Source organism: Salegentibacter maritimus (genome assembly GCF_016236915.1).
Classification (GTDB): Bacteria; Bacteroidota; Bacteroidia; order Flavobacteriales; family Flavobacteriaceae; genus Salegentibacter; species Salegentibacter maritimus.
The window spans coordinates 14,775-36,678 of record NZ_JAEHOK010000024.1; the positions used below are offsets into that span (position 1 = coordinate 14,775).

13 protein-coding genes and 2 tRNA genes are annotated in these 21,904 nt (G+C 35.6%); 14 read left to right on the forward strand and 1 reads right to left on the reverse strand.

Annotation, left to right across the window (positions count from 1 at the left end; genetic code table 11):
- The first annotated feature begins 83 nt into the window (after positions 1-83).
- The 3 genes from mutS (at position 84) to I6U49_RS14475 (ending at position 3,088) form a co-directional block, all read left to right on the forward strand.
- Positions 84-2,675 carry a DNA mismatch repair protein MutS gene (mutS, locus tag I6U49_RS14465; RefSeq protein WP_198629386.1) on the forward strand — a complete coding sequence of 864 codons (2,592 nt, stop codon included), beginning with the start codon at positions 84-86 and terminating at the stop codon, positions 2,673-2,675.
- A gap of 238 nt (positions 2,676-2,913) precedes the next feature.
- A tRNA-Gly gene (locus I6U49_RS14470) sits at positions 2,914-2,986 on the forward strand.
- Between the two features lie 17 nt (positions 2,987-3,003).
- Positions 3,004-3,088, forward strand: a tRNA-Leu gene (locus I6U49_RS14475).
- A 382-nt stretch (positions 3,089-3,470) separates the two neighbouring features.
- Here I6U49_RS14475 and I6U49_RS14480 read toward each other — a convergent pair.
- Positions 3,471-4,607 (reverse strand): hypothetical protein, encoded by a 1,137-nt coding sequence (locus tag I6U49_RS14480; protein ID WP_198629363.1) that lies wholly within the window; start codon positions 4,605-4,607, stop codon positions 3,471-3,473.
- A gap of 175 nt (positions 4,608-4,782) precedes the next feature.
- Here I6U49_RS14480 and I6U49_RS14485 point away from each other — a divergent pair, with 175 nt between their 5' ends.
- Genes I6U49_RS14485 through I6U49_RS14535 form a run of 11 tightly spaced genes read left to right on the forward strand, consistent with a single transcriptional unit; the run spans position 4,783 to position 21,745 of the window.
- A complete protein-coding gene (locus I6U49_RS14485; protein WP_198629364.1) occupies positions 4,783-6,264 on the forward strand; it encodes a type I restriction-modification system subunit M in 1,482 nt (493 codons plus the stop codon).
- Positions 6,264-8,045 carry a DUF262 domain-containing protein gene (locus I6U49_RS14490; RefSeq protein WP_198629365.1) on the forward strand — a complete coding sequence of 594 codons (1,782 nt, stop codon included), beginning with the start codon at positions 6,264-6,266 and terminating at the stop codon, positions 8,043-8,045. The genes I6U49_RS14485 and I6U49_RS14490 overlap by 1 nt, the downstream gene beginning before the upstream one ends.
- A complete protein-coding gene (locus tag I6U49_RS14495) occupies positions 8,046-9,512 on the forward strand; it encodes a type I restriction-modification system subunit M (protein WP_198629366.1) in 1,467 nt (488 codons plus the stop codon). It abuts the gene before it with no gap.
- Entirely contained in the window at positions 9,512-10,681 is a 1,170-nt protein-coding gene (locus I6U49_RS14500; RefSeq protein ID WP_198629367.1) for a restriction endonuclease subunit S, read from the forward strand. Before I6U49_RS14495 ends, I6U49_RS14500 begins: the two co-directional genes overlap by 1 nt.
- 1 nt (position 10,682) lies before the next feature.
- Positions 10,683-11,048, forward strand: coding sequence for a hypothetical protein (locus tag I6U49_RS14505; RefSeq protein ID WP_198629368.1), 366 nt, complete (start codon positions 10,683-10,685; stop codon positions 11,046-11,048).
- Between the two features lie 6 nt (positions 11,049-11,054).
- Positions 11,055-11,567 (forward strand): hypothetical protein, encoded by a 513-nt coding sequence (locus tag I6U49_RS14510; RefSeq protein WP_198629369.1) that lies wholly within the window; start codon positions 11,055-11,057, stop codon positions 11,565-11,567.
- Positions 11,564-12,250: a hypothetical protein gene (locus I6U49_RS14515; RefSeq protein ID WP_198629370.1), complete on the forward strand. Its 687-nt coding sequence runs from the start codon at positions 11,564-11,566 to the stop codon at positions 12,248-12,250. The genes I6U49_RS14510 and I6U49_RS14515 overlap by 4 nt, the downstream gene beginning before the upstream one ends.
- Entirely contained in the window at positions 12,238-12,864 is a 627-nt protein-coding gene (locus tag I6U49_RS14520) for a hypothetical protein (RefSeq protein ID WP_198629371.1), read from the forward strand. The genes I6U49_RS14515 and I6U49_RS14520 overlap by 13 nt, the downstream gene beginning before the upstream one ends.
- Before the next feature lie 16 nt (positions 12,865-12,880).
- Positions 12,881-13,693 carry a GIY-YIG nuclease family protein gene (locus tag I6U49_RS14525; RefSeq protein WP_198629372.1) on the forward strand — a complete coding sequence of 271 codons (813 nt, stop codon included), beginning with the start codon at positions 12,881-12,883 and terminating at the stop codon, positions 13,691-13,693.
- A 14-nt stretch (positions 13,694-13,707) separates the two neighbouring features.
- The gene (locus tag I6U49_RS14530) at positions 13,708-17,922 is read left to right on the forward strand and encodes a DEAD/DEAH box helicase (protein ID WP_198629373.1); all 4,215 of its coding nucleotides are present in this window, start codon (positions 13,708-13,710) and stop codon (positions 17,920-17,922) included.
- A complete protein-coding gene (locus I6U49_RS14535; RefSeq protein WP_198629374.1) occupies positions 17,897-21,745 on the forward strand; it encodes a UvrD-helicase domain-containing protein in 3,849 nt (1,282 codons plus the stop codon). Before I6U49_RS14530 ends, I6U49_RS14535 begins: the two co-directional genes overlap by 26 nt.
- The last annotated feature ends 159 nt before the right edge of the window (positions 21,746-21,904 follow it).

Sequence of the window (21,904 nt, forward strand, 5' to 3'; positions counted from 1 at the left end):
GAAAAAGTGGGATTCTGTACTTTAGCAAGAAATTAAAATTAAGCATTTTGGCAGCAAAAAAACCTCAGAAAGTTACCCCATTGATGAAGCAATACAATGCTATAAAGGCAAAGTATCCAGATGCCTTATTATTATTTAGGGTGGGCGATTTCTATGAGACTTTTGGTGAAGATGCGGTAAAAGCCGCCAGAATCCTTAATATTATTTGCACCAATAGGAATAATGGTGGCGAGCGCACCGAGCTGGCCGGGTTTCCCCATCATTCTTTAAATACCTATTTACCAAAACTGGTAAAGGCCGGGGAGCGGGTAGCAATTTGCGACCAGCTGGAAGACCCTAAAATGACCAAGAAAATAGTGAAACGCGGGGTGACCGAGTTGGTGACCCCGGGTGTGGCTTTAAGCGATGAGGTGCTTCAGAGTAAATCAAATAATTTTTTATGCGCCATTCACTTCGGAAAGAAAATCTTTGGAGTTTCGTTTTTAGATGTTTCCACCGGCGAGTTTCTCACTGCACAGGGCAATTCAGAATATATAGATAAATTACTTCAGAATTTTAGCCCTAGTGAGGTCTTGATTCCGAAGAAAAACAAGAAAGATTTTGCGCAAATTTTTGGGGAAGACTTTCATACGTTCTACCTCGAAGATTGGATTTTTAAACAGGATTTTGCTTACGAGACCTTAAACGGGCATTTTCAAACAAAATCTTTAAAAGGTTTTGGGGTAGAGCACCTGGAAGAAGGCATTATTGCCTCGGGGGCTATTTTGCATTACCTGGCCGAAACCCAGCATCGCAAACTGCAGCATATTACCGCCATAAATCGTATTGCCGAAGAGGAATATGTTTGGATGGACCGCTTCACTATTAGAAACCTGGAACTATACCATTCTACTGCTGCCAATGCCGTAACCCTGTTGGATGTTATTGACAAAACAATCTCGCCAATGGGTGGTAGGTTGTTAAAACGTTGGCTTGCCCTTCCTTTAAAGAATGCCGATAAAGTGAAAAAACGCCATGAAGTGGTAGGATTTTTACTTGAAAATCCTTTGGTATTGGAAGAGATTCAGCAAAACATTAAAAAAATAAGCGACCTGGAGCGGTTAATTTCTAAGGTTGCTACGGGAAAAGTGACCCCGCGGGAGGTACTTCAGCTTAATCATTCATTACAGGCAATTATTCCTATTAAGGAATTAGCCCTAAAAAGCAAAAATGAAGCGATAAAAATAATTGGCGATAATTTGCATGCCTGTGAGGTGCTTCGGGGCAAAATTACCGAAAGTTTGCACGAAGATGCGCCGGTAAATATTTTAAAAGGAAATTGTATAGCCGAAGGTTTTTCGGAAGAATTGGATGAATTGCGAAAAATAGCTTTTTCGGGTAAAGATTACCTGGATAATATGCTGAAGCGCGAAACCGAAACCACCGGGATTTCTTCGCTTAAAATAGGTAGTAATAATGTTTATGGGTTTTATATTGAAGTGCGCAACACCCATAAAGATAAAGTTCCCGAAAACTGGATTAGAAAACAAACCCTGGTGAATGCCGAGCGGTATATCACTGAAGAATTAAAGGAATATGAAGCCAAGATTTTAGGGGCAGAGGAGAAGATACTGCAGTTGGAGCAGCAGCTTTTTAGCAAGCTGGTAACTTGGATGAACGATTATATTCAACCGGTACAACAAAACGCCCAACTTATTGCTCAATTAGACTGTTTGTGTTCTTTTGCTGAACAGGCCAAAGCCGAAAATTATTGTAAGCCTGAGATTGAGGAAAATCACGATCTAAATATTGAGGAAGGCAGGCACCCGGTTATTGAAAAGCAATTGCCAATAGGAGAAGCTTATGTAACCAACAATGTTGTTTTAGATCGGGAAAACCAGCAGGTGATTATGATTACCGGCCCTAACATGAGTGGTAAGTCGGCGATATTGAGGCAAACCGCGCTTATTGTATTAATGGCGCAAATGGGAAGTTTTGTACCGGCAAAAGCTGCTAATATTGGCCTGGTAGATAAGATTTTTACCCGGGTTGGGGCCAGCGATAATATTTCTATGGGCGAGTCTACTTTTATGGTAGAAATGAACGAGACTGCCAGTATCTTGAATAATATTTCAGACAGGAGTTTGGTGCTTCTAGACGAGATTGGCCGTGGGACCAGTACCTACGATGGTATTTCTATTGCCTGGGCTATAAGTGAATATTTACATGAACACCCTGCCAAACCTAAAACTCTTTTCGCAACGCATTATCATGAACTCAATGAAATGTGCGATACTTTTGAGCGGATCAAGAATTTTAATGTTTCGGTAAAAGAACTAAAAGACAATGTGCTTTTCCTTAGAAAGCTGGTACCTGGAGGTAGTGAGCATAGTTTTGGGATTCACGTGGCCAAAATGGCCGGAATGCCGCAACAGGTATTGCACCGAGCCAATAAAATTTTAAAAAAGCTTGAAAAGTCACATAAAATGGAAGACTCAGGGGAGCTTTTAAAGAAATCGGCCGAAGAAGAGATGCAGCTAAGTTTTTTTAATCTAGATGATCCTATTCTGCAAGAATTAAAAGAAGAGGTTTTACATATAGATATAGATACACTTACACCGGTAGAGGCTTTAATGAAGTTAAACGAGATTAAAAGAACCCTTGTAGGTAAAGAAAAGTCTAAAGAGAAGGCTTAGATGGTTTTCTGTTGGCGGTTGTGGGGTTTTTAGTAAAAAATAGTGAGGAAGAGTATTAAGTATTGGTAAACAATGAGTTGTAAATTTTCAATTTAGGCTATGAATTACTGAAGGAATTTTTTCTTTAAGTTTTTCTTTATTTTTTTAAAAAAGCCTTTGACATTATAAGATTTATATTAAATTTGCATCCGCAATACGCTATTGCAGCCACTAAAAATGTGGAAGTTCTTTTAAACACGCGAAAATAGCTCAGTTGGTAGAGCGCCACCTTGCCAAGGTGGAGGTCGCGGGTTCGAATCCCGTTTTTCGCTCATATAAAATATACCACGCTCGGGTGGTGGAATTGGTAGACACGTTGGACTTAAAATCCAATGGCCATTATGGCCGTACGGGTTCAAGTCCCGTCCCGAGTACTTAAAGCCTTGTTAATCGACTGATTTTCAAGGCTTTTTTGTTTTTAGATATTAGATTTGTACGCTGAATTGTACGCAAAATGTTAAAAAATATCAGATTCACTATTTTAACATTCTTCTGTAAGATTTTTCCGATCTTATTATTGAATCACACTAACATAATTTGCTTTATATTTCTACTTACAAAAACTCACAAATAACATTAGATAACATCACATTACAACAAATAGTGAAAAATAACATTAAATATTATGACTCCTCGGGAATCTATTTTATAAAGGCTAAATTTTAAAAAGATAGGAAGTAATCTACCTCTTTTTGGGAACTTAAATTCTTGTTGTCAATTGGTTTCTAAGGCCTGTTTATTCATTTTCTGAAGATCTCAAAATTCAGATTTTCTTTTGTTTAAAGTTTCCCGGTCTATTTCACTTAATAAATCAACCTCTTTTTCTATAAAAGGATCGTACCAGTCCGCTTTTTCTTTAGCCCAGGCAATCCAGTCTCTTTTATGACTATCAAGGGAGTTAGATTCAACAGCATGTCGCTCAAATTCATTGATATAATTCCTTAAATATTGAGAGCGATGCCAGCGGCCCGCAGTATCGAAAAGATGTTTAAAATTATTAAGTTCAGTGGTGACTTTTTCCTCCCTGGCCTTCTTAATAGCCTCTTCCTCTTCAATTTTTTCCCAAATTTCCTGCCTTTCAATCCTTTTTGTTCTTTCTTTGTAAGCCAAGTGTTCCAGTTTGGCTATAATATTCAGAATTTGAACTTCCAGTTTTTTATCTTTTTGATCTCTCCACTCCTTAGCTCCATAACCGTGACCAATTTTGATAGACATTATACCAGAACCCACCATTTCAAACCTTTCCCAGCGTGAATCCTCTACTTTTACTCTTTTTAATATTTCCCTCACTCTAAGTGTAAATTTCTCTTCATCAATAAGAAACTCAGAATTTTTATTTTCCGAAATCTTGTGTCCTCGTTGCAGTATAATTTTGATTAAAGTGTTCCATAGCCTTAAAGCCCTGGGAATATTGGGTTTTGTAACTTCAGTCGCTAGGCATTCTCCTTGCGAATAAATAATGTCTCTTCCTTTACCAAACCATCCAATTTTTCGGTTCTTTAGAATCTCTTTTGCCTTTTTTACCAGTGGATGTGGGGCTGAAATACGATCTGGAACTGTGAAGTTTAATCCTGAATGCTGCAATTCATTTTTAATTTTTGCAAGTTCACTATTGGAATGAACAAAAGTGTTTTCATCATCTTTTCTCAAAATTAATTCGATATTAATATTCTCTGATTTTGGCAAAGGAACTTTAGGTGATCTTTTACCATGTTTTAGTTTCGCCCAATGTCCCAGTTTTGGAGTTGGAATATTGTGCTTCTTGCAGATTTTACGCAAACCATTATCCGAATAAGCATAATCCTTAATTAGTGAAGTTAAAGGTTTGCCCCATACAAGGTTGTAAAGCTCTTTTCGAGTAACTACAATCTTACCTGATTCTTTGTCGTTCATGTTATTTTTTACTAGGTAGAGGTACTAATTAATTTATTAACTCACCAATTATACAAATTTTTAATTCCTGTTTTTTTAACATTACTCTAAGATTTTCTATATTTACCACTAGCGCAGAAAACACTTCCCTACAGAGTTTCTAGCTATTTTTTATTTTAATTCCCACAGCTACTTAATGCAAAAAGAAAAAATCACCCTATCTCAACTCGAGCAATATTTATCTAAAGCGGCCTGGATTTTAAAAGGTCCAGTAGACGCCTCTGATTTTAAAGCCTATATATTTCCGATCTTATTTTTCAAAAGAATATCAGATGTATATGATGAAGAATATCAAAAGGCCTTAGAAGAATCTGAAGGAGATGAAGATTATGCAGCTTTACCAGAATTTCACCGATTTGAAATCCCCAAAAATTGCCACTGGCAAGATGTTCGGGAAACAACTGTTAATATCGGACAGAAGATAGAAGAAGCTTTGCGATGTATAGAACAGGCAAATCAAACCTATTTGTATGGTATTTTTGGAGATGCACAATGGAGCAATAAAAACAAACTCTCAGATAGGCTCCTAACTGATTTAATAGAGCATTTTTCGCAATATAAATTGTCTAATGACCGGGTAGATGCCGATATGTTAGGTCAGGCTTATGAATATTTGATAAAGCACTTTGCCGATCTCACCAATAAAAAGGCAGGAGAATTTTATACTCCGCGGTCGGTAGTTCATTTGCTTGGGTTAATCCTTGATCCTCACGAAGGACAAAGTGTTTATGATCCAGCTTGTGGAACCGGCGGAATGTTACTCGAATGCGTAGATCATCTAATAGATAATAATGAGGATTACCGAACCTTAAAACTTTACGGGCAGGAAAAGAACCTTACTTCCAGTTCTATTGCCAGAATGAATATGTTTCTTCACGGAATTGAAGATTTCCAGATAGTGAGAGGAGATACACTTAGGCAGCCCGCTTTCTTTGAAGCCGATGGTTTAAGAACATTTGACTGTGTGATTGCAAATCCTCCATTTTCCTTAAAAAACTGGGGTGCTGAGAATTGGGCTAATGATCCTTATGGAAGGAACATAGCCGGAGTGCCGCCAAAAGGAAATGGTGATATGGCCTGGGTGCAACATATGCTAAAATCTATGAATAGCACTGGACGAATGACGGTTGTTCTACCCCATGGAGCTTTATTTAGGAAAAACGCAGAGGGTAAAATTCGTAAAAGACTACTTGAGGAAGACCTTTTAGAAGCAGTTATAGGAATAGGGCCAAATATTTTCTATGGGACGCAACTCGCTGCCTGTGTTTTAGTCTTTAAACAAGTTAAAGAAGAACAAAAGAAAAATAAAGTGCTATTTATTGATGCATCAGATCAAATAAGAGTAGGTCGTGCTCAGAATTTTCTGGAAGCGGAACATGTAAATCAGATTTTCACCTGGTATAAGGATTATAAAGATGTAGAAAATTATGTGAAGCTTGCTGATTTTGAAGACATTCAAGAAAATGATTTCAACCTGAACATTCCGCTTTATGTAGAAAAAATTATTGAAGATAACCTGCCTTCTGTTGAAGAGGCTTTATCTGATTTAAAAACGGCTTGGAATGAAAGTTTGAAAGCTGAGGAAAAGTTTAAAAAGATTTTAAAGACATTTATGTAATGGCATACGAAACCCCAATAACCGTAAAAAAAGCAATTGAAAATATTCGTAAAAGAAAATATGTTCTGCCTTCTATTCAGCGTGAATTTGTTTGGCAACCGGAACAAATCGAAAAACTTTTTGATTCTTTAATGCGAGATTATCCTATAAGCACATTTCTGTTCTGGAAAGTAGAAAAGGATAAGATTAAAGATTTTCAGTTCTACGAATTTTTAAAACATTATCACGAAAAAACTTCTAAACACAATACAAAAGCCGATCTCGGAAACGAAGAAAACATAATAGCAATTTTAGATGGACAGCAGAGAATGACATCTCTATTTATAGCTTTAACAGGTAGCTATACTAAAAAACTACCTTACTACAGCTGGGATAACCCCAACGGATTTCCGAAGAAAAAGCTCTATTTAAATTTATTAAGTAAGGCCGAGGATATTGAAATGGAATATGATTTCCAGTTTTTAACTTCTGCTGAAGCAAAAAATGAAGAAGGATATTTTTGGTTTGAATGTTCACAAATTCTTCAAATCGAGGATCCTGGTGATATAAATATTTTCCTCATGGAGAATGATTTAATGAATACATCTATTTATTCTAAAGAACAGTCCAAGTTTGCTATAAATACGCTTAGTAAACTTTATAACAACATACATCAAAAGGGGGTTATTAGTTACTACCTGGAAGAGGATGAAGAGCTAGATAAAGTACTTCAAATTTTTATAAGGATAAATAGCGGCGGTACTAAATTGAGTTATTCAGATTTATTACTGTCAATTGCAACCGCTCAATGGAAAGAGAAAGATGCCCGGGAGGTAATACATGAATTTGTAGACGACATTAACTCAATTGGTGATGGTTTCGCTTTTAATAAAGATTTTGTCCTTAAGTCTTGTCTGGTTTTGGCAGATTTTAATGATGTTAAGTTTAAAGTGGACAATTTTACCAAAGAAAATATGGCTGTCATTGAATCCAACTGGGAAAAAGCATCAGCTTGTATTCGAAAAGCAGTTGAATTAATTTCTAAATATGGCTACAACAGAGACAATTTGCTCGCAACCACTTCTGTTATTCCTGTAGCTTATTTTATATATACCAATAATTATGAGGATGCAATTCTACATTCATCAAGTAGAGAGGTAGACAGAAAAAAAATAAAGGAATGGTTGGCCCGTGTTTCTCTTAAAGGAACTTTTGGAGGAACTCCTGATGCTATTTATCCGGTAATGAGAAATTTGATGAATGAAAACCCTGGAAGGTTTCCATTAGAAGAAATTATAGATTATTATAGAGGTAAGCGAAAATCTATTTCCTTCAACAGTGATGATATTGAGAATATTTTAGAAATGGATTATGGTAAAGCAAGAACTTACTGTGCGCTTTCTCTCCTTTATCCTTCTTTAAATCATAATTTTAAATATCACCAGGATCATATTCATCCTAAATCTTTTTTCCGAAAAAGGAAGTTAAGCGAATTAGGAATTGAAGAGGATGATATGAAGCAGCAATTCATTAGCAGATATAACAAACTATCTAATCTTCAACTATTACAGGCAAATCAAAATACTGAAAAGAGCGATATTCATTTTTCAGAATGGTTGTATAAAACCTTCCCTAGTGATTTGGATGCAAAAGCCTTTTTGATGCAAAATCATATTAAAACAGATCAGTCATTAGGATTTGAGGACTTTATTGATTTTTACGAAACAAGAAAATTAGCCTTAAAAAGATTATTGGAATCAATCCTTAATGTTAAGGAAACCGAGCAAATTGAAAACTTATAAATGACCCAACAACAACTTGAAAAATATCTTTGGGGTGCAGCAACTACCTTGCGTGGTACCATAGATCCTGGTGACTATAAACAATTTATTTTTCCGCTGCTTTTTTATAAACGTATTTGCGATGTTTATGATGAAGAGTTTGAGAATGCCTTAAAAGAAAGTGACGGAGATTTAGAATATGCCGGTTTTGAAGAGAATCACCGTTTTCAGATTCCTAAAGGAGCTCATTGGAACGAGGTTAGAGAAACTACAACAAACGTAGGAATGGAAATTCAGGAGGCGATGCGTGAGATTGAAAAAGCTAATCCCGATACCCTTTACGGCATTTTTGGGGATGCCACCTGGACCAATAAAGACCGACTGACTGATGAAACCCTAACGGACCTTATTGAGCATTTTTCTCAACATAAATTAAATCTTGCCAATGTACCCGATGATCAACTGGGGAACGCTTATGAATATTTAATAAAAGAGTTTGCTGATGATAGCGGCCATACCGCAGCAGAGTTTTACACTAACCGAACGGTGGTAAAACTTATGACTATGATTATGGACCCGCAACCGGGAGAAAGTGTTTACGATCCTACCTGTGGTTCTGGCGGACTTCTTTTAAATTGTGCCTTACATTTAAAAGATGAAGGTAAAGAATATAGAACACTAAAATTATACGGTCAGGAAATTAACTTGATTACTTCGGCTATTGCCCGTATGAATATGTTCTTGCACGGGATTGAAGAATTTAGAATTGTAAGAGGTGATACCCTGGCCAGACCGGCATTTTTGGAATATGATGAATTAAAGAAATTTAATGTAATTCTAGCAAACCCGCCATACTCCATTAAATCCTGGGATAAAAAGAGTTTTGACAATGATCCCTACGGAAGAAATTTATGGGGTACCCCACCACAAGGCTGTGCCGATTATGCTTTCCAGCAACACATACAAAAAAGTTTAGATATTGAAAACGGCCGCTCTATTTCACTATGGCCTCACGGGATTTTATTTCGCGATTCTGAAGCGGCAATGCGCAAAAAAATGATTGAAGAAGATCTGGTAGAATGCGTTATTGGTTTAGGACCTAATCTTTTTTATAATTCCCCAATGGAAGCTTGTCTTTTAATTACACGGACAAAAAAGACAGAACATAAAAAAGGACAAATTCTTTTTATTAATGCTGTGAATGAAGTTAGACAGGAGAAAACTATGGGCTTTCTTGAGCAGACTCATATCGATAAAATCTTTAATGCTTATTCTAATTTCGAAAACAAAGAAGATTTTGCTGCTCTAGTAGATAAAGAAAAAATTCTTCAAAATGGAGGAAATCTATCTGTTAGTTTATATGTGAGAGCCGATAAATATGATGCAAGCCAAAATGAAGATTTTTCTGAGGTCTATGAAAAATGGGAGAGATCTTCCCACGAGTTAAAACATTCTATGGAAACACTTTTTCAAACCCTGGAGAATTAATGGAAACAATATTGGAACAAGAATTAAATGTTAATAAATCTACCTGGCAAAAGATAAAATTTGGCGATGTAGTAAATGAGCCAAAAGAATCGATTAAAGATCCCGAAGCTGCTGGAATCAGAAATGTAGTAGGCCTTGAACATATAGTATCTGAAGATATACATTTAAGAAATTCCGCCAGTATTGAAGAAGCTACCACTTTCACAAAAAACTTCAAGAAAGGAGATGTGCTTTTTGGAAGAAGAAGAGCATATCTTAAAAAAGCTGCACAGGCACCATTTAACGGAATTTGTTCAGGAGATATTACAGTTTTTAGAGCGAAGGAAAATCTGTTGCCAGAATTACTTCCATTTATAGTTAATAACGATAAGTTCTTTGACTATGCGGTAAAGCATTCTGCCGGCGGACTTTCTCCAAGGGTGAAATTTAAAGATTTAGCCAATTACGAATTTCTCCTCCCACCCAAAGACCAACAAGCCCAACTGGCCGAATTGCTTTGGGCAATGGATGAAGTAATTGAGAGGGGTTTAATAACTAAGGATAAACTTCAAATAAATAAAGAAGTTTTAAGAAAGGAGTATTTTCAAATTAAAGAAAATTCTAAAACTGTAAAGATTGGAAATATAGCAAAGCTCACTGCTGGAGGTACACCAAGTACTTCAAAAACTGAGTATTGGGAGAATGGTGAAATACCTTGGCTTTCTTCTGGTGAAGTTCATAAAAAAAGGGTTTATAACACAGAAAAACTGATCTCTAGAAAAGGATTACAAGAGTCTAGTGCTAAATTACTTCCTGTAAAAACTTGTTTAATAGCCTTAGCTGGTCAAGGAAAAACAAAAGGAACTGTGGCTATTTCAGAAATCGAATTGACAACTAATCAATCCGTAGCAGCAATAATCCCTAATAAAGATATGATTGAGGCTGACTATCTTTATCACAATTTAGATAGCAGATATCTTGATTTTAGACATATTACGGGTAAAGAAAATTCAAGAACAGGTCTCAATCTTAGAATTTTAAAAGGTTTCGAAATTGTATACCACCTACCCAATTTGCGAAAGAGTATTATAGAAAAGTTTAATAATATAGATAAACTGATTGAATTAAGTGATGATAAAATTTTGGCATCCAAATCTCTTCAAAAAAGTCTAATCAACCAAATATTTTAGGATGAGTGAAAAGAGCCAGGTTATTGAGTATGTGCAATCCAATTTTAGATCTACTTCAGTAAAAAGTAGTAATACTAGCTTTTCCAGCATTAATAAATCAAAACAGGTTTGGTGGTTTAATGTGTCGGTTGAAAAATTTGAGGGAGAAGTAAATCTATTGCTCAAAGGGACTGATGAAATAATCTGGATTCACTTACCCACAAACTTTGTTAATAATCTGGCTTCAAAATTTAAAATCAGGGAAGACAAAAATGCGGTAGATCTGGAAATCTCAGCAGATAAATCATATCTCTATTTAAAAGATATAAAATCAGGCGGGACGCATTTTGATTTTAAGCCTTATGTAGAAGAGAGTTTTAAATTTTAAAAAAATATGAAATACACCGGCCCATACTGTTATACCTTATTTCTTTCCGGCGAGAATGGAAAGAGAGTCATTTCTAAAAAGGAATGTAATGGAGTAACATCAAACTTCCAGAAGCCAGTAACCTTATCTAAAACTCCAAAGATTTATATACTTAAACACGAGGGTGAAATTGTTTATGTTGGTTATGCCAGCCAGGCAATAGGAACAAGACTATCCCAGGGGATTAAAGCAAAAGGGCTAAATGGATATCACGGTTATAAATGGAAGCAGGTAGATCAACTGGAATTATTTGTTTATGTTTTTGATAAAGAAATTAAGGGCGGTAAACATTTAGATGATAAGCCTTTCACTTTATTGGCTGAGGCTGTTGAAGCTGAGCTGGTGTATAAGGTTAGAGAGAAAACAGGACAATGGCCGGAGTTTCAGAATGAGATTCATTTTAATAATGAGGATTTAGAATTGACAAAAAGAATTGCCGGAAAAATGTTTGAGGAAATAATGCTTGAACTCACCCAATGATATATGCAGTAAAACACAATAAGGTTGACCGTAACCAATTTAAATTAAATGAAGATTCATTAACCTCTTCGGTTTTTGAAAGGTTGATGTATCTACCCAAAGAAATGTTTCAGCATATTTTGGAAAAGGCTTTATATGATAACATACCGGGACTGGATTTAGCCAGCATCGAAAGTGTGGAGTACTGGCCGAACTGGAGTGCAGAGGAGACTTCTAACTCCAATCATGTTCAACCGGATGTTTTTATCCGTACCCCGAAGTCAGATGTTATTATAGAAACCAAACGCTATGATATCAAACAGCAGGATCCTAATCAGTGGAGAAACCAGATAATTGCTTATCACACGGAATACAGGGAAGACCAAAGGGAATTAATTTATATAGCCTTGGGTGGACTCAATAATAATAAGACCGAACCTGTTCATCATGATTATTATACCACAAAAATTTACAAATGTAAATGGCAGAGGATATTAGATGTGGTAAAAGAGGTTTTATACAGGCTTGAATCTTCTTATGATTTGACCAATAATCATACTGCCATTCATAATATTCTAAGCGATATTATTTTAGTTTTTGGGATGTATGGCTATTCAACAGCCGAATGGTTTGAAAAATTTGTAAAGCCTTTGAAAATATCTCAATCAGGAATTAATTTACTATCACAAGAATGGAAAAATTAAACTCAGCAGAATTTCATGATGTTTTAAAAGATATAAGATCCTCTTATAGACTTTTGGCATTATATCAAAGAAGAGTTCTAGATGTCGTAAAATATATTGGAAATCAGTACAACTTCAATTTTACCAGTGGCTGGTCAAAATTTAGCAATGCAAGTTTAAATGGGACAAGAGCAAGCATTGAGAAATGGAGTTGGGATTGGTTATCAATGTACCTCTATGAATTCAACATGGGGAAACGTGAAATTAATGGAGGCACTTATTTTTTCAGAATTATTCATCAAGCTGATACCGGATTTTTTGATGAAAATGAAAAAACTGATATTTCAAAACTGGATATTTCAAAATTTGGGAATGTTGAAGTTGCTTCAACCCGACTCTTCCTTGTACTTACAAAAGACAGGGATGGTTGGCCTTTTCAAAAAAATTTGTTAGATAATAATTTATCTAAGAATTCTGAAGGATTAATTTGTAATGAAAATTGGATGGGTGTTCCTTATGAAATGGAAAGATTCTATAATCGTAGCACTACTGATAAAGTTTTAGCTGACTTTAATCAAAAAGTAAAATTATACTTCAATATTGAAATATTGCAGACAATAGAGGCGGAAGATTAACTACAAGAAACTGAATATGACTTTACACGCAGCCATAGAACAAGTACTTACTCAGGAAAAAAGAAAAATGACTCCTGTCGAAATTGCTGATGCGTTGAATAGGAATAGCTGGTATTCAAAAAAAGATGGTTCAGTGATTAAAAGCAGTCAGATTGGTGCAAGGGTCAAAAATTATCCGCATTTATTCAGAAAAGAAGGTTCGCTTATTTCTTTAAAAAGTAATACGGGTATTAAAAAAGCTATTATTCCAAAGCCTAAAGTAAAAGCAGGTTTAAGTGGAGTAAATTTAAATCCTGAACTAGCTTTAAAAGTTTTGATGAATGATAAAAATTTTAAATCGGCAGGAGAGTTAGAAGGTAATTCACCCGATAAGGCCGGTTTGTATTGTATTCGAATTAAAAAGCCGGAAACTCTACCTACTTCTTTTTCGGCAGTTTTAAAATCACGCGAGCATAATATTATTTACTTAGGGATTGCTTCCCAAAGTTTGCGCAAACGGCTTAATCAGGAATTAAGAGCCAAAGGTCATGGTACTTTTTTCAGAAGCATAGGGGCGGTCCTTGGTTATACTCCTGAGGCTGGTTCACTCTCAGGAATGAAGAATCAGAATAATTACAGGTTTGCAAAAGAGGATGAAGAGAAAATCATAACCTGGATCAACAAAAATCTATTGGTTAACTGGGTGCAGTTGGAAGAGGATTTAAACAGTTTTGAATCTGTGCTTTTAGGCGAATATCTGCCTTTGCTGAATATTGCAGGAAATCCTGGAGCTCTAAAGGAGGTAAGAAAATTAAGAGAGCATTGTAAAAAAATAGCTAGACAAATCTAAAATCACATTATTAAATGAGCTTGGCTGTCTTCTATAAGTACTATAAAATTTCACCTCGAGAACTTAAAGAGATCCTAAAAAAGGAAAATATTATTCCAGACCTTAGGTTTGTAAAAGAAGTACCTGAAGAGTGGAATGAAATAGTAAGTGAAGAACTTAACATACCTCCATTAAAACAGGCCGAAGGGAAGGCACAAACTGTAAGTTCTACCACTGGGAGTGACGACCTTGTTGAGAAAAGGTTAAAGTCTTTTGATGAACTGGAAAAATTAAAGGAAAATGATGTTCCAACTTCCAAAAAAAGTAGGTCAGGAGCTAAAAAAAATAAAAAGAAAAGGGATCGTTTTTTTGCTTACGTAAAATATATTGCTCCTGACAAAAGTCACGCATTTGTAAAGAAAATAGAAGATTTAAATGCAATAGGATCTGTTAATCTTAGAACTCACGATAATAGTTTTAAAATTCAAAAGGGAGTAGAAGATCTGGAGGAGAATCAGATTTTACTGGTAGAGGAAGGTTTTCATAATCTCGCTTATATAAAAGAACTTTATTTTACAGGCCTTGCTCTCAAATCCGTTAATCATTTTAAAATTACGGGAGGAAAAAGAGATGCTTTTTCGGTAAATTCCAGAGTGCGATTTCCAAAGGAATTTACAGATGCAATTTTAAGTACAGTCAAATTTACTTTTAATGGTCATTATTTGGATTGTGAACCTGTAAATGTCAATTCCAAAATAGATCCTATTTCACACTTGCAGAAACAAGTAGAAAGAATTCTTCCTAAAAAGGAATTGAATGAAGAAGACCAGGAGATTTTTAAACTTTATACGAAGCTTTCAGAAACCCCAGATCTTGAAGAAAAACTTCGGATACAGTTTGAGGTTGAAATAGAAAACCCTATCAAACTGGATCCTGAACAGCAGTTCGATGTCTTTCTTTCCAAATGGTTGTTTCTTAAACCGGAGTGGGTCAATATAAACACCTTTAAACACCTGGAAAAAGCAGATTTATACTTTGTTTCCTGGCTGGATTTCAAATTACCTGTTTCATTCTGGAATGAACATCTGCTCGATGCCTGTATACAGTATGAACAGTCAGTAAATTCTGAAGCTAAGGAAGCAAGGCTTTCATTTGTCGCTTCCTTAAATGATAAACATCTGGAGGCAATTAGTGAGGCAATTATTGAAGATGAGAAAAAGGAGCTGCTAATTGAGAGTCTTGATGTTTATATGATATATCAGGCATTAATTGATATTGCTCCAATAGAAGATAAAGAATCCTTCTACAATAAAATTAGAAATAGCATAAAGGCTGAATTAAAATTTGATCTCTGGCTAACAGATGAAAATGCCTATTTGCCCAAAAAGGAAGCAATTAAAAGGTTTGATTCTCAAACAGCCGAAGTTCAGGAAAGGATTTTAAAAGGGTTGCCAATGGATGACATTGTTCCTTTGGTTCCCAAGCTTAGGCAAGTAGAAAATACTAAAATTAAATCTGATCTAATTCTATGGGCAGGAAATGTTATTCAGAAAAATTTTTCAGTTATTAGTTTTGATCTTGAAAGTGATAAAAAAAGCATTTTTGAAATTGCATGGAATGCTGGGGATACCTGGCGTAACCATAAAGGAGAGAAAGATGTAAAAGAAGCGCTACCTGATTTCAAAGAGCTGACGACAAAAACCAATTATCTTTTTACAGGTCATAATATAATAGATTTCGATTGTCCCATTCTGGAAGCCCAGGGTGTCATTTGCCATCGAGAACGGCTTTGGGACACCTTATTAATGGAAATGCTGTTACGCCCCTACCTTAAGAGTTATGCTTTGATAACGGGCCACAGAGCAGAGCAGGATGCTAAACTTACCTTAGATCTTTTTAAAAATCAAGTGCTTAGAATTCTCAAATTTTCAGTTGAAGAATTTGAAAAATTCAGCGAGGTTCTGTCCTCTCCGGTAATTAATAATTTATGGAAATTAAGAGAAGAGTTGCCGCTGCAATGGCTTGAAGAAGATGAGTTGGAAGAAACGGATAAGTTTTTTCGACCTCAGGCTAAAAGGAATTCAATATATACTTCAGTTGCAGAAGCAATATCCAAATCAAAGGTTTCCAGTAAAATAATTGTAGGACCAGAAATAGCTCAGAGGGAGTTCCTGGATTTCCCTGAAATTGAGTTTTTAAATAAGGAACAGGAACAAGAATTTTTACTACTTGACACTGAAAAAATCTCGGCGCTGGGACGTGATAAAGGTTGGTTAAAACAGGTATTAGCTAATTTTATTCAGCATTCCGTAGAGAATGACCTTAAACCTTATTGGGGTCGGTTATCTACTGCCATTCAGTTAAAAATCACCGAACAAATTGATTATTTAGAATTGTTAAGACCACTTCCATCGCTGGATTGGAATAAAGAAAATATTTTATTTGTAACGGTAGATGAATTAAATGACCTAAGACCTCATACTGCAGAAATACCTAAATCTGACTTCTTTTTAATCTATCCGGATCTTATATCAGTATCTAATAAGACAATGCTTAGAGAAATTGATATGGATTATATAATTTCCTTAAACCTAGATAGCCACTTCTGGATGAAATTTTCCGGCGGTCAAAGTTTTGTTAGTATTTCTAAGGAGGAATGTGAATCGCTGCAGGCTGAGGTGCCAAATCATTTCACGAATTTCTGGATAGAAAAATATCAGTATTCAAAATTCAGAATCTGGGGGAACTATAACTGGGAAAAATTAGTGGAAGATTTTTCAGTCAATGATAAAATTCTAATAACATCGGATACTTCATCTTCAGGTAAAGAACAGAAATATTTCGCTAAAATAAATATTTCACCAAACCAAAATAAGGCGATTATAAGGTTCAATCCTGAGTCGATTTATAGGTCCAGGTACTGGGTTTTTCAGAGGGAACTAATAGATCAGGTAATTGATCCCGGGGATTCTGCAGTTCTACTTATCCAACAACATAAAGAGGTTGAAAGTCTGGAAACATATTTCCGTAGCCTTGGGTATTATATTCCCTCGAGAGATGCCAGTATGGGGAGAAGGCTTGAGCTCCTGCACTCCGGTCATTCAGGTAAAAATATTATAATTGACACTCCGGAGAAAATAAATACTATACTAAATGCTAATCATTCCGGTAGCTTAACTGTAATTCTTGACAGCTTCAATCTTGCTGAAAAACTTCATATTGCGAAGGAATCTGAATATTTTAAAAACCTGGTTCGGAATCATTCACTTGCCTCAACAGAAGATGTTTCAGAAGAAACCAATGAAGAGGAATCAGATGAAGAGTTTAGTGATACCGGGAAATTAGGGAAACCTCTTAACAAGGATACTTTCTTTAAGCTAAAGCTGGAAAAGCCACTTATTTCTTATTATTCAGATTTGGTATTCTCAAATAATCCCGGCAATAAATTCTGGATTCTTGATCCCAGGGTTTCTGATTTTCCCGATTATGGTAAAAGTTGGGGGGCTAAGAGCAGGAGTATTAATTTGTGGAAAGATAATGACTTGTATGAGGAAGATGTGAAACATGCAGATAAGAACATCATTAGCCCAAAGCCTTTAGAAGAATTACCATTTTCTTTGGAAGATACTAAGAAGATTCTCAGTAGTATTTTTCTAGGAGGAGGAGAATGGTATGATTATCAGCACCCATGTTTAGATGAAATTCTTCCGGGGAGAGAAGATGTAATGGTAAGTCTTCCAACAGGTGGGGGCAAGTCTCTTTTATTTCAAGCGCCGGCACTGTTTAGGAGTGCCTTTACCAATAAGATGACAATTGTAATAACACCATTAAAGGCCTTAATGGAAGATCAGGTATACAATCTGTGGGAACAGGGTTTTTATGGAAGTGTAGAATACCTGAATTCCGATCGCAGTACAGACACCCCTTTAATCTACAGAGCATTAGCCGGAGGTGAAATAAGTCTACTATTTATTACTCCTGAAAGATTTAGAAGCAGAGCCTTTTTTAATGCATTGGAAGTGAGAATGCAATCTGATGGGGGGTTGGAATATGCTGTATTTGATGAAGCTCATTGTTTATCTCAGTGGGGACATGAATTCAGGCCGGACTATTTTAATGCAGCTAAAACCATACATAAGTTCAGAATGTCATCTCGAATACCTTTGCTTTTATTTTCTGCAACGGTATCCGAGAAAATTTTCAATGATTTTAAATCTATTTTTGATGTTAAAGAGACCGTATCCAGATAGGGTAGATAATCCCGTAAGTGACCATATCAAGCCAGTTTTTAAGATGGTTGGAGATTTTGAAGGAATGATCTCTGAAATTGCCGATGATTTAATTAAAAGTCTGGATCCGGAAAAAAGCAGGGTTTTAATTTTTGTGCCATCCCGAAAAGGAACTGAACAGGTCGTTGAAGATTTGAATGAAAAATTTGAGGCGGAAAACTCCCCACTATATAATAAAGTAGATTTTTATCATGCAGGCCTGGATGGTGCCTCCCGTGATGAAAAATATCATGATTATAAAGAAGGGAAAACCCTTATTCTGGCAGCAACAAAAGCCTTTGGGATGGGTATGGATATACCTAATATTCATTTTCTGTTTCATATGGGACCATCTTCCACCTTTGAAGATTTTTTACAGGAAGTGGGACGGGCAGGACGTAATAAAAAGACAAGAGAGGCAGCAGGTTTTTCTGAAAGTAATCCCATAGTAGCCAAATGTTTGGTGACCAATAAATCTTTTAAAGATCAAAAAGACCGGCAACACGATTCCCAAATAACCTGGACCCATATCAATGAGGTAAGAAAAACGGTTTTTGAATATTTAAGCAGGTTCAGACCAATGGAACCCAATAAAGAAAAAGCTTTTCCCTTACCATTAGATTTACTGGAGCAATTTGTCCAGTTTGAAGATGTCAGGAATAGGGAGACTTTTTTCAGGGTGGCATTGTACTGGTTGGAAAAGCTGAAACGAATAAGGCTTGGAGTATTTACCCCTACTCATTTACCTATAAGTCTTTTGGAAGGAAATGGAAATTTCAGGAATATAAAGAATTCTGAAGACAGAGCGCAATTGGAAAAATTGGTGAAGTCATTAATAAGCTACCAGAAAAAAATTCCTGAGGCAGAGACCTTAATGGTGGAAACCTCCAGACTTAGAGAATTCTGTAACGTACGAACAGTATATGACATCTATAAAATCCTTTTTCGGGCACAAAAGGCTGAATTAATAAGGATAGAAAGAGAGATAAAGTTAGCTCCAACCCAACTCAGAATGCACGAACTTAATTCTTGGAGAAGAAATGTTTTTTCACCTACTCTTGAATGTGCCTTCGGATTGTCAGAACGACTTTTAGAAGAATCTAAAACGGGGGACCAGGTGAGTCTCGAAGGGAAATATATAGATGAATTAATTCAAGCTTTAATCCCTGATTATATAAACCCCAGTGAGGTCTTTTGGAAACAATCAAAAAATGATAAAGAAGAATTTTCCAAAGAAGATATTGCGCTTAAATTAAAAGATGACTTCACAACTAAACGCTATAAATCTGCATTTAAGATCCTTGGATTTGCTCCAAAAATAAAATCTAAATCTGTTATAGAGATTGATAAGGGAGAAAAAAAACCAAGGATAATCCAGTTAATCTATAATGGAAACAAAATTAAAAAGACGTCCAAAGAGTATCTGCAGGAATTCAAAAAAGATCTTATTACTCTAATCTACCTGGTTTCTCAAAAATATATTAAGGAAAATAGTTCCACCTTTAATATAGTTGATTTATTAATTGAATTAGGTATTGAAGATAAGGGGGAAGAATACTTTCAACAACTGATTTTTATAGCAAAAGGACTCGGTTATATTAAGGGAGGGGGAAGCCTCTTACCTATGGGGGTAGAATTATTTATTGATGATATTTCAGATTTTAAGGATGAGGAACTAAATTCAGAAGATGCCAAAGTTAAGGAAGAGTTCATGGAGAGCAATAAAATGAGGGAATTGCGTCTACTTGCCCTTGAATGTCTTTCTGAAATTTCTCCTGCTGCTCATGATAGATTTATAAGAAAATATTTTGAATGTGAAGACTTAAAGAGCTTAGTGTCCTTGCTGGAGGAGAATCTATCTGAAAATCATTCTGGTTTGGTGGCCTTTAGAACTGAAGCTTTGGAAAAAGAAGAAACAAAACTCAACGAGGATCAAAGGAATGTTTATTTCGCGCCGATAGATCAGAACTTACAAGTTATTGCCGGACCAGGAAGTGGTAAGACTCATACCTTGATTTTAAGAGTTGCCAGGTTAATCCAGGTAGAAAAGGTTCAACCCGAAAATATTCTTGTCTTAGCATATAACAGGGCAGTTGTTGTTGAACTTAAAGATCGTCTTGGAAGACTCTTCAAAGATTTGGGTTATTCCAAACTTATAAAAAGATTAAAGGTTTTTACTTTTCATGGTTTTATAAAGTACTGTCTTGGGAATAAACTGGAGGATCTGGGTTTTAAAGATTGGACTCCTAAATTTCTAGAAATTGCTCAAAATTCACCCGGTTTAATATCTCAAAAACTAGGTTACATAAAACATGTGTTTGTAGATGAATTTCAGGATATTACCGAGGAAAGGATGGATTTGCTTAAGCATATAGCAAATCCAAGTACGAGCAATATCTGTGTAATTGGAGATCCTGATCAAAGTATTTATGGTTACGAGAAGGCAAATGCTGGTGGACCTATGAATCCTCAACCGTATTATGAAACATTTGCTTCCATATATAAGCCTGTGGAACTTAATCTTTCAATCAACTATCGTTCTTATTCCGAAATAATAACCGAAGCCAAAAATTTCTTAAGCAGGAATGAAACAAGATTTGACATTCCTGATCTTACCGCATTTAAAACATCCGGCAAGGAAGAAAATATAGTTGAAGTAATTGACAGCACCCAAAGGAGAGGGATTAGATGGGAAGATTATGTACAGAATCTTGTTACGTCGACGGATAATAATATTAAAAAATATCAGCAAATTGCTGTTATGTTTCGCTCAAATGATGAAGTCTTCAGAGCTTTTAATATTGTAAAGAGGATGAATTTGGGGTGCAGGTTAAGAATACAAGGTTCAAAAGGAGCCTTATACAAAACCAGGGAATTCTACTTTTTTTTATCGTATTTGAAACAACAAGAAAATAATCCTCTTCCTAAAAATTTTGTTCAGTTGATAAATCAGGAAAAAGAGGCTGTTTTACGAAAACATCCAAACTGGGATGAATACCTTTTAAATATCTTTCATTGCCTGGCCTTTGAATTCCAAAAAGAAGCTGATGATGATTCTACCTTTGAAGATTTTGCGGACTTTGTAAAAGATATTGCAGGTAAGGATGATGGGCAATTTGGCAAAATATATCAGCAGAACATTGGTGAAATCAGAGAAGGTGACCCCGAGCAGGAAATCATCGTGACCACTATGCACAAAGTAAAAGGTATAGAATATGATGCAGTGATAATTCCTCCATCCATTGCAAATTTAGCAATAAATGTTGGTGACAATGTTCAAGATTATATTGAAGAGGAGAGAAGACTATATTATGTGGCTTATACCCGGGCTAAACATAAGCTCGTAGTATTAAAATATCATAGAGAAATTGCTTTAGATAACGGAGAGCCATATCAGTATCCTAACCTTAGGAATTTCAGAATTAAAGTAGATGAAGGTGCTGATAAATTTACTATGTACTGGAGTGCCAGTAATTATGGAAGAGGGGTTTTTGAGTTCATAAGAGATACTGTGAAAATTGGAGATGAAGTTATCCTTAAATCATTCAGGAGAGGGAATTATAAATTCTGGGAAGCAGTAGTTAGAGGTAGAAGTGTGGCCTCAGTTTCCAAAGCATTATCCCAAAAAATAGATCATTTACCTGAGGTCACCGGCTTTGTAGTTTCTTCAATATATGTAAATACCTATGAGGAAACCGTTTACTCAGACACTAAAAATGGGACAACTTATGCTGAAAACTGGACTTCGGAATCCAGAGATAGAGGATTTATTTATTTAATCGATTTTTCAGGTTATGCCAGTTAAATTAAAATAGCAAAAAATGTGATTTCACGAAATTAACGGCGTGAATCAGAAAATGTAAAAAAGAGAAGATGATAAATATCGCGTATCGCGATACGCGATAAAAATGAATATAATACTGCTTTTTTAAATTTTAAATCCTAATATTGCATATCGCGATAT